This is a genomic window from Mesorhizobium sp. B1-1-5 (assembly GCF_006443065.1).
GTDB lineage: Bacteria > Pseudomonadota > Alphaproteobacteria > Rhizobiales > Rhizobiaceae > Mesorhizobium.
The window spans coordinates 18,496-27,008 of record NZ_VFWS01000065.1 but is presented as its reverse complement, the minus strand read 5'-3'; the positions used below and the strand labels follow the sequence as shown (position 1 = coordinate 27,008).

At 63.1% G+C, this 8,513-nt stretch carries 9 protein-coding genes, 1 other RNA gene and 1 pseudogene; 4 read left to right on the top strand and 7 right to left on the bottom strand.

All coding sequences use genetic code 11. From position 1 onward, the window contains the following. Window positions 1–295: 295 nt before the first annotated feature. Window positions 296–724 carry a helix-turn-helix domain-containing protein gene (locus FJ980_RS19205; RefSeq protein ID WP_140545390.1) on the bottom strand — a complete coding sequence of 143 codons (429 nt, stop codon included), beginning with the start codon at window positions 722–724 and terminating at the stop codon, window positions 296–298. A gap of 171 nt (window positions 725–895) precedes the next feature. Between FJ980_RS19205 and FJ980_RS19200 the strand changes: the two genes are divergently transcribed. Next, window positions 896–2,701 carry a chloride channel protein gene (locus FJ980_RS19200; protein WP_140545389.1) on the top strand — a complete coding sequence of 602 codons (1,806 nt, stop codon included), beginning with the start codon at window positions 896–898 and terminating at the stop codon, window positions 2,699–2,701. On the opposite strand, the gene FJ980_RS19195 is transcribed toward FJ980_RS19200, so the two are convergent. The 4 genes from FJ980_RS19195 to FJ980_RS19180 all read right to left on the bottom strand — a co-directional run bounded on the left by FJ980_RS19195 (window position 2,698) and on the right by FJ980_RS19180 (window position 4,471). Beyond that, on the bottom strand, window positions 2,698–2,925 hold the full coding sequence (locus FJ980_RS19195; protein WP_140545388.1) for a ribbon-helix-helix domain-containing protein: 228 nt from the start codon (window positions 2,923–2,925) through the stop codon (window positions 2,698–2,700). The genes FJ980_RS19200 and FJ980_RS19195 overlap by 4 nt on opposite strands. Window positions 2,926–2,933: 8 nt before the next feature. Then, entirely contained in the window at window positions 2,934–3,131 is a 198-nt protein-coding gene (locus FJ980_RS19190; protein ID WP_140545387.1) for a DUF4169 family protein, read from the bottom strand. 9 nt (window positions 3,132–3,140) lie between these two features. Further along, window positions 3,141–3,671 carry an SspB family protein gene (locus FJ980_RS19185; RefSeq protein WP_140545386.1) on the bottom strand — a complete coding sequence of 177 codons (531 nt, stop codon included), beginning with the start codon at window positions 3,669–3,671 and terminating at the stop codon, window positions 3,141–3,143. A 116-nt stretch (window positions 3,672–3,787) separates the two neighbouring features. Beyond that, window positions 3,788–4,471: a TetR/AcrR family transcriptional regulator gene (locus tag FJ980_RS19180; protein WP_140545385.1), complete on the bottom strand. Its 684-nt coding sequence runs from the start codon at window positions 4,469–4,471 to the stop codon at window positions 3,788–3,790. Window positions 4,472–4,657: 186 nt separating this feature from the next. On the opposite strand from FJ980_RS19180, the gene FJ980_RS19175 reads away from it, so the two are divergent. Further along, window positions 4,658–5,863 carry a multidrug effflux MFS transporter gene (locus FJ980_RS19175; protein WP_140545384.1) on the top strand — a complete coding sequence of 402 codons (1,206 nt, stop codon included), beginning with the start codon at window positions 4,658–4,660 and terminating at the stop codon, window positions 5,861–5,863. A gap of 268 nt (window positions 5,864–6,131) precedes the next feature. Here the strand turns inward: FJ980_RS19175 and ssrA are convergent. Beyond that, window positions 6,132–6,492, bottom strand: a transfer-messenger RNA (tmRNA) gene (ssrA, locus tag FJ980_RS19170). Window positions 6,493–6,659: 167 nt separating this feature from the next. Between ssrA and FJ980_RS19165 the strand changes: the two genes are divergently transcribed. Then, window positions 6,660–6,971 (top strand): DUF2853 family protein, encoded by a 312-nt coding sequence (locus FJ980_RS19165; protein WP_042644091.1) that lies wholly within the window; start codon window positions 6,660–6,662, stop codon window positions 6,969–6,971. Window positions 6,972–7,337: 366 nt separating this feature from the next. Further along, complete coding sequence (locus FJ980_RS19160; protein WP_140545383.1) at window positions 7,338–8,132, top strand: thymidylate synthase; 795 nt, start codon at window positions 7,338–7,340, stop codon at window positions 8,130–8,132. A gap of 12 nt (window positions 8,133–8,144) precedes the next feature. On the opposite strand, the pseudogene FJ980_RS35430 reads toward FJ980_RS19160, so the two are convergent. Next, window positions 8,145–8,352 (bottom strand): annotated as a pseudogene (locus FJ980_RS35430) (TOBE domain-containing protein). Window positions 8,353–8,513 lie beyond the last annotated feature (161 nt).

The following is an 8,513-nucleotide window of genomic DNA, read 5'->3' as shown; positions in this document are numbered from 1 at the left end:
CTTTCGTTGGCAGGTGGCATGCGTTGGAGATTGGCCGAAACGCCCATCGCGATCTTAGGGCGGAGCAGGAGCGAAGCTCCGTCGCGAAGACATCGAATCCAAGCCGATACCTTCGCCAAGGAATGCAATGGAGCAAAAAATTCTGCACCGAGGCGGCGCTTCCAAATCACGGAATGGATCCTCGGGTCTGCGCGCGTCGCTTCGCTCCTTGCTCCGCCCGTGGATGACGAGGTTGGGGCGGCTTCAACAACCTTTCAAAATCCCTGAGTCGGGAACCAGTTGAATATCTTAGCGCCTAGGATTCTTCCTGGCGCGAGAGCAGGCGCCGCAGCATCGGCTCGATGCGCGAAAGCTCGTCGAGATGCGTGGCCGACAATTCGGCCAGGCGATCGTCGGCCAAAGGGGTGAGCTGCAGCAGCACTCGGCGATGGTCGCTCTTGTCCTGATCGCGTATGACCAGGCCTGCCTCGGCGAGGCGGTTCACCAGTTCCACGGCGCTGTGGTGGCGGATGCGCAGCCGCTCGGCGAGATCGCCCACCGCCACCGGTCCGCCGCCTGGAAATCCCTTGATCGCCAGCAGCGCCTGGTGCTGGCGCGGCGTGAGGCCCGCCTCGTTGGCCTGGACCTGGCTGAATTCGAGAAAGCGGCGGATCAGATAACGGAACTGGGATAGCCGCTGGTAGTCGGCCTGGCTGATGGCGGGGCGTGGTTTCGGCGGCGTCATTTCCCGTCTTATGGTCTTTTCCTGCAAAAGCTCAACTGGCCGTCGCGATCCTTGTCCAAAATGACGCGGCGCAGCGATTGAAAACAGCCTTGCAGGTTTATATCGTGTTACGATATGAGGCCACCTGAAACCGGACGCTCTTCGCGCCGTCAGAAAGTTCAGGCTCCCAAAATGAAATCCGCTCGTGCCGGCAACGGCCATCTTCGCGACTTCACGACCGATCCGCGCGTGCTGTTTATTGCAGCCATCGCCGTGGTGGTGGCGACCGCCGGGCTTTTTGCCGGCATCGCGCTCCTGCAGCTCATCCGGCTTGCCACCAACATCGCCTATTTCGGCCAGTTCTCGCTGGCCGAGCTAAGGCTCGAGGACACCCCGCTTGGGCTCGCCGCCGTGATCGTGCCGGTGATCGGCGCGCTGATCATCGGCCTGATGGCGCGCTTCGGCAGCGAGAAGATCCGCGGCCACGGCATTCCCGAAGCCATCGAGGCGATCCTGCTCGGGCGCTCGCGGCTCGACGCCAAGGTCGCGGTGCTGAAGCCGCTATCGTCGGCGATCTCGATCGGCTCGGGCGGACCGTTCGGCGCCGAGGGCCCGATCATCATGACCGGCGGCGCCATCGGCTCGCTGATCGCGCAGATGCTGCCGGTCAGCGACAATGAGCGCAAGACGCTGCTGGTGGCGGGTGCCGCGGCCGGCATGACGACCGTGTTCGGCACGCCGATCGCCGCCATCATGCTTGCGGTCGAGCTGCTCCTGTTCGAATGGACGCCGCGCAGCTTCATCCCGGTTGCCGTCGCGGCAATCGTTGCGGAAGTCGAACGCAGCCTGCTTCACCTGCCGAGCCCGATCTTTCCGTTCTCGGGCAGCATGGATTCATCGATCGCCGGGCTGGGCGGCTGGGTGCTGATCGGCATTGCCGCCGGACTTCTTTCAGGACTGCTGACGCAATTGGTCTATGCCTGCGAGGACGCCTTCCTGAAGCTGCCGATACACTGGATGTGGTGGCCGATGATCGGCGGCCTGGTGGTCGGCATCGGCGGACTTATCGAGCCGCACGCGCTCGGCGTCGGCTATGACAACATCGCCAACATGCTCGACGGTCGCACCGTCGCCACCGCCGCGCTGCTGCTTCTGGTGGTGAAGGCCGTCATCTGGTCGGTTGCGCTGGGGTCCGGGACCTCGGGAGGCGTGCTGGCGCCGCTGCTCATCATGGGCGGCGCGATGGGCGCGGTGCTCTCGGGCATCCTGCCTGAGGCAAGCCCCGGCTTCTGGCCGCTGCTGGCGATGGCGGCGACGATGGGCGGCACCATGCGCGCGCCGTTGACCGCGACCTTTTTCGCCACCGAGCTCACCGGCAACACGCATGTGCTGGTGCCGCTGATCGCGGCCTGCGCCACGGCGCATGCGGTCACCGTGCTGTTGATGAAGCGCTCGATCCTGACCGAGAAAGTCGCGCGGCGCGGGCACCATCTCGTGCGCGAATATCGCGTCGATCCTTTCGCCCTGACCAGGGTCAAGGATGTGATGACGACCAAGGTCGAGAGCGTGCCGGGAACGATGACGCTGCATGGCGCGGCAACCTTTCTGACCGCTCCGGACACGCGGCATCCGAGCTTCCCGGTCATCGATGAAGCGGGGCATGTGCTCGGCGTCATCGATCCGCCGGCGATCCTGCGCTGGCGTCGTAACGGCAAGCACCGCAAGGCGACGCTCGGCGAATTGCTGGCCGGCAGCAAGATCACGCTCGCCTATCCGGACGAGTATCTGGAGGCGCTTTCCGACAAGCTGCTCACCGCCAATGTCTCGCATCTGCCGGTCGTCTCACGCGAGGATGAACGGCTCGTCGGCTATATCGGCTGGAAAGACATGATGCGGGTAAGGTCGAAAAAGCAGGCGGAGGAGCGCGACCGCACCGCATTGCTGAGCTTTGGCGCAAGGCGCAAGACGCAACAAAGCGTCAGCGACAACGCGGTCTAGGGCGCGGCGGCGCCGCGTTTGGCCCAGGCCAGCACATAGAGCCTCAGCGCGGATGACAGGTTTGCGTCGCGGGTCCGAGTCTCGTCGATCTCCGCGACCAAGGCCGCGAGCGACAGCGAGCGCTCGGCGGCGATGGCGATGAGGTCGTCATAGAAGGGCTGTTCCAGGGAAAAGCTGGTGCGGTGACCGCGGATCGTTACCGAACGTTTCTCGACCGCGGCCATTGCAGGACTCAGCGCTCGCCAGGGTCGTCGGGTTTTTCCCGGCGATGGCCGGCTACGAATTTCTCGGCCTTCTGCGATGTCAGCCTATCACGCTCGCGCTCTGTCTTCGAGCGGCCGTGCAGCGCCCGGTTCTCGCCGGCCCGGCGTTCCTTCTCGGTGCGCGCTTTCTGCTTGCGGGCCTGGCGGAGATTGACGACCTCGCCCATGGCGCCGGGCTACTTCTTGCGGAAGGCGTCGAGCGAAACGACGTCGGCGCCCTTGGCGCCGGTCTCGGCGACCGCCTGCTTCTTTTCGGCCTCGGCGGCCTTCTTCTTGGTTTCCGCCTTCTTCTCGGGGACGACGGCGACCGGCTCGGGGGCCGGAGCGACGGCCTCGTCTTCGGCGCTTTCCGTCTTGACGTCGAATTCGAGCTCGAAATTGACCGACGGATCGTAGAAGCCGCGCACGGCGGAGAAGGGGATTTCGAGCTTTTCCGGCACGTCGGAGAACGAAAGCCCGACCTCGAAGCCGGCATCCGTCACCTTGAGGTCCCAGTACTGGAACTGGATGACGATGGTCATCTGCTCCGGATAGCGCTCGCGCAGCCTGGACGAGATGCGCACGCCCGGCGCGCCGGTCAGGAAGGTGATGAAGAAATGATGATTGCCCGGAAGGCCGGTGCGCGCGACCTCGGCCAGGACCTTGCGCATGACGCCGCGCAGAGCCTCCTGGGCCAGAATGTCGTAGCGGATGTGGTCGTCGGCCATCTGATGGTCGGGTTCCGTTGAATCGTCCGCATAGCTGTAATCAAGCTTGAGCGCGGCGTAAACCGCATATAGGCGCAAAGCCGCGAGGCCAAGAGGGGTGTCGGCGATTTGATGGCTCAGGCGTGAGCGAACGCCGCCTGTCTGCCGGCTGGCGATTTCCTTCTGGCGAAGGCGCCGAGAAAGGTCCGCACGCCGTTCGTGGCCGAGCGCAGCACCTCTTCCTCGGTGGGCACGCCGCCCAGCATGAAAGTGATCTGAAGCTCGGCGTTGACGAGGGCCAGGAACTGGCGCGCCGCGACGTCGGGGTCGCCGATCGACAGGTGGCCGGCGAAGGCAAGCCGGGCAAAGCGCGCGGCAAGCGCCGACCAGGTACGGCCCGGGCCTTGCTCGCGCCATTCGGCAAACAGCTCCGGACAACGCTCGCCTTCGGCCTGGATCAGCTTGCGCAGGAAACGGCCATCGCGGTTGCAGATGCAGTTGCGGTTCATGCGCACGGCGAAGGCGACAAGGTCGGCTTCCAGGTTCGTCGGCTGGTCGGGGAAGCTGGCGATGGTGGCGAAGATGCCGGCATTGCAGCGCTCCGTCAGGTCGCGCACGACGGCGACGAACAGCTTTTCCTTGTCGCCGTGATGATTGTAGACGGTCTGCCGCGAAACGCCGGCCTCGGCCGCGATCAGGTCGATATTGGCGCCGGCATAGCCTTCGCGGCAGAAGACGGAAGCGGCAGCGTCAACCACCGATACGCGCTTGGCCTCGTGGCTGCGTGGCGGGAAAGTGTCAGGAGAAACGCCGGGCTTCATGAAAATCTATATAGCGGCGATTGACGAATTGGACAAGCCTGTCTAAATTTGTGGACACAATAAAGGAAGCCCGCACGGAAGGGGCGAAGAAATTCGCCCTTGGACGTAGGATTTCCGCGGGATGGAACGTCCTGGGTTCAGACGCCGGCATTTTGCGGCGGCAACCAGATCCGAAAGAGCCTTATCATGAGTCCCAAATTCCTCCGCATCGCGGTCGTGCTCGGCTTGTTGTCCGCGATCGGCCCATTTGCGATCGATATGTATCTTCCCGCGCTGCCTTCGATCGGCCAGGACCTGCATGCCGGCACTGCCGCCGTGCAGATGAGCCTTCTGATCTTCTTCCTGTCGATGGGTTTTGGGCAGATCGTCGTCGGCCCGATCTCCGACATGGTCGGCCGCAAGGCGCCGCTTTATGCCGGCCTCGCGCTGTTCATGGTCGGCGGCGTCGGCTCGGCGATGGCGCCGACCATCGAGTGGCTGATCGCCTTCCGCTTTCTGCAAGGGCTTGGCGCCAGCGCCGGAATGGCGGTGCCGCGCGCCATCGTGCGCGACCTGCACACCGGCAACGAGGCCGCCAAGCTGATGTCGCTCTTGATGCTGGTCTTCTCGGTGTCGCCGATCCTGGCGCCGCTGACCGGCAGCCAGATCATCGAGAGCTTCGGCTGGCGCGCCGTGTTCTGGACGGTGACGGGCGCGGCCGCCTTGGCCACCATCCTGCTTGCCACCTCGCTCAAGGAGACGCGGCCCGTCGAAGAGCGCGCCGGCTCATCCTTCGGCACGGCGCTTGCCGGCTACCGCTACCTGATGGGCGACCGCAACTTCCTCGGCCTCGTGGCTATCGCCGGCTTCGGCATTGCGAGCTTCTTCGTCTATCTGTCGAGCTCGTCCTTCATCCTGATCGACCATTACGGCCTGTCGCCGTCGGTCTACAGCGTGTTCTTCTCGATCAACGCGGTCGCGTTCATCGGTATGTCGCAGCTGACCGGCTTGCTGGCCGACCGCTTCGGGTTGAAGCGCGTCGTCTGGGTGGCGGTCACCGGCTATGCCACGGTGATGGTGGCGCTGTTTGCGATCATGGCGTCCGGCGTCGACCGGCTCGACGTGATGGCCGCGCTGCTTTTTGTCGGCTACGGTTTCCTCGGCCTCGTCATCCCCACCACCTCGGTGCTGGCGATGGAAGAGCATGGCGAGATCGCCGGCACGGCCTCGGCGCTGATGGGCACGCTGCACTTCGCCATCGGCGCGCTGGCGATGGGTGTCGCCGGCCTCTTCTTCGACGGCACGCCGCTGCCGATGGTGGCCGGCATCGCGCTGTGCGCCGTGATCTCCTTCACTCTGGCCAAGCTGACGCTCGGCCGCGCGCGGGAAGCGGTCGAAGCGCCGGCGGAGTAGGACAGCCGTTGAGAAGATAGAAAGGCCGGGTCGCTCCCGGCCTTTTTCATGTGCCTCGCGAAGCTGTTTGATCGAGGGCGAAGCGCACCCGTTCATCGACCGGAGCGAGAGGCAACGGTACCAGGTCGTAGCCGAGCTCCGCATAGAGGTCAGCACGAAAAATCGATCGGTATCGTTTTGCATCGCCTGTCCATGGATGATGGGCGGCAAGGCTGTGCCCGCGCATCAGGCACCGGTCGGTTTATTGGGAAGAACCAAGGAGGGGGAAGGTGGAGGTTTCTGTTGCCAGGTACCTCCGAACCCCGCCTAGAAGTGCGAACCCCTAGGGCTTGATTTGAAGCGTTCGCGCCGCATTAAGCAGCGAGACGAGCTTCCGCATAGTTGTCGTTGGCAACTATAAGTTTAGCCCGATAACGGTGGTACAATGCCGGGCAAAAGTACGATCTTTACACCTTCGTCGATCCTATTTCGCCCCCAGCAAAAGCCGCTCCGTCAACCAGAGCGGTTTTTGGTGGAGGCGCCGGGTACCGCCCCCGGGTCCGAACGGCTTATTTCATCGCCTGTTTATCGCCATAGTCGGTCAAGCCGACGAACCGTATATAGGGAGCGGCGAGGGAAAAATAAAGGCCAAAACCGGCGCTTAACCGGTTGTGCCAAACGACAGCCAAGGGTTGACTTGCGCGCCTACTCAATCAAATCTCGCTGCCGGTGAGGAGTCTCTGACCTAGCGCACAGGTTGCGCGGCGCGCCACAACCCTCATCGATCGGATCCGTGGCGCCGACGAGGGGAAGTTTGATGGCCGACTATCTTGCGGATGTGAAGAAATATGATGCCGGCGCCAGCGCCGACGCGGTCGATAAGATCGTCAAGCATCTGGGCATTGCGCTCAGGAACCGCGATTCCTCGCTGGTGTCCTGCACCGATCCGAAGGAACTCGACCGCGTGCGGGAGAACTGGATCGGCAAGAAGCTCGGCATCGCCGATGCCGCAAAGGCGAATGCCTCGATAGAGAAGACCTGCAAGGCGATGCAGGCCGACAACACCAAGAGCCGCGTGACCTTTTACTACCTGGTCGCGAAGGATCTCGGCAAACTCGGCTCCCTCTGACGGTCGCGCGTCGGCTGGCGAAGACTGGCGCGGCAAGGCTGTCGCGTCGGATTTGAATTTACGTCACGGGGCGTCGGCGCTGCCCCTCATCTGGCTGCCGCCATCTTCTCCCCGTATAGCGACGGGGAGAAGGGCGCTGTCTTAGGCGGTTTCGCCAACCGTCAGCGTTGCAAGAAACGCTGCAGCGCGGCAGCCATGTCCTTTCTCCCCGTCACTATACGGGGAGAAATGCCCGGCAGGGCAATGAGGGGCGGCGCAAACGTTTGGAAGTGTAGTGGTGCACAGGCGCTAATGGCGCCGTTTTGGTGTGTCCGGACACCTGGCTATCGGTTATTATCGGCTATTACTCGAATCGAGGCAGAGCCGATGCGCCAATATCTCGACCTGTTGAAGCATGTGCTGGAGACCGGTGCCGACCGTGGCGACCGTACTGGGACAGGCACGCGCTCGGTGTTCGGTTATCAGATGCGCTTCGACCTTTCGCGCGGCTTTCCGGTCACGACCACCAAGAAGCTGCATCTGAAGTCGATCATCCACGAGCTTCTGTGGTTTCTGGCCGGCGACACCAACATCAAATATCTCAACGATCATGGGGTCACCATCTGGGACGAATGGGCCGACGAGAACGGCGATCTCGGGCCGGTCTACGGCAAGCAATGGCGCTCATGGCCGGACGGGCATGGCGGCGAGATCGACCAGATTGCGGGCCTTTTGAAGGAGATACGCAAGAATCCCAACTCGCGCCGGCTGATCGTCTCGGCCTGGAACCCGGCCGAAGTCGAGGCGATGGCGCTGCCGCCCTGCCACTGCCTGTTCCAGTTCTATGTTTCGGAAGGCCGGCTTTCCTGCCAGCTCTACCAACGCTCGGCCGACGTCTTCCTCGGCGTGCCGTTCAATATCGCTTCCTATGCCTTGCTCACCCTGATGGTGGCGCAGGTAATCGGGCTGAAGCCCGGCGACTTCGTCCACACACTCGGCGATGCGCATCTTTATTCGAACCATTTCGAGCAGGCGCGCGAGCAGCTGCGGCGCACGCCCAAGGCCTTGCCGACGATGTGGATCAATCCGGAGGTGAAGGACCTCTTCGCCTTCCGCTTCGAGGATTTCCGCCTCGAGAATTATTTCGCGGACGCGAGTATCAAGGCGCCTATCGCGGTGTGAGCCAGCTTCGGCTCAATCGATGCCAACCGTGACGTCCGAGGCCTTGATCACCGCATAGGCCTGCTTGCCCTTCTCGATCACGAGGCCGGCGACCGCTTGGTGATTGACGCGGTGACGATGACGCCGCCGCCGATGTCGATCCTGACATGCGAAGTGTGGTGGCTTCCTTGACGATCTCGGTCACCTCACCCTTGTGGATGTTGCGGGCGCTGATCTTCATGCGTCCCTCCTTGAGCTTCGCCCTTCCGTTTCGCATTCGCCGTAGGCTGAGATCGCGCCGGCGCACAATGCCGCGACAGGTGAAAAGCCTTCCCTTGTTATGTTCATACGGATATATCGGTCCAAGGCTTTTGGCGGTACGGATTTTGGAACCAGGGAGAG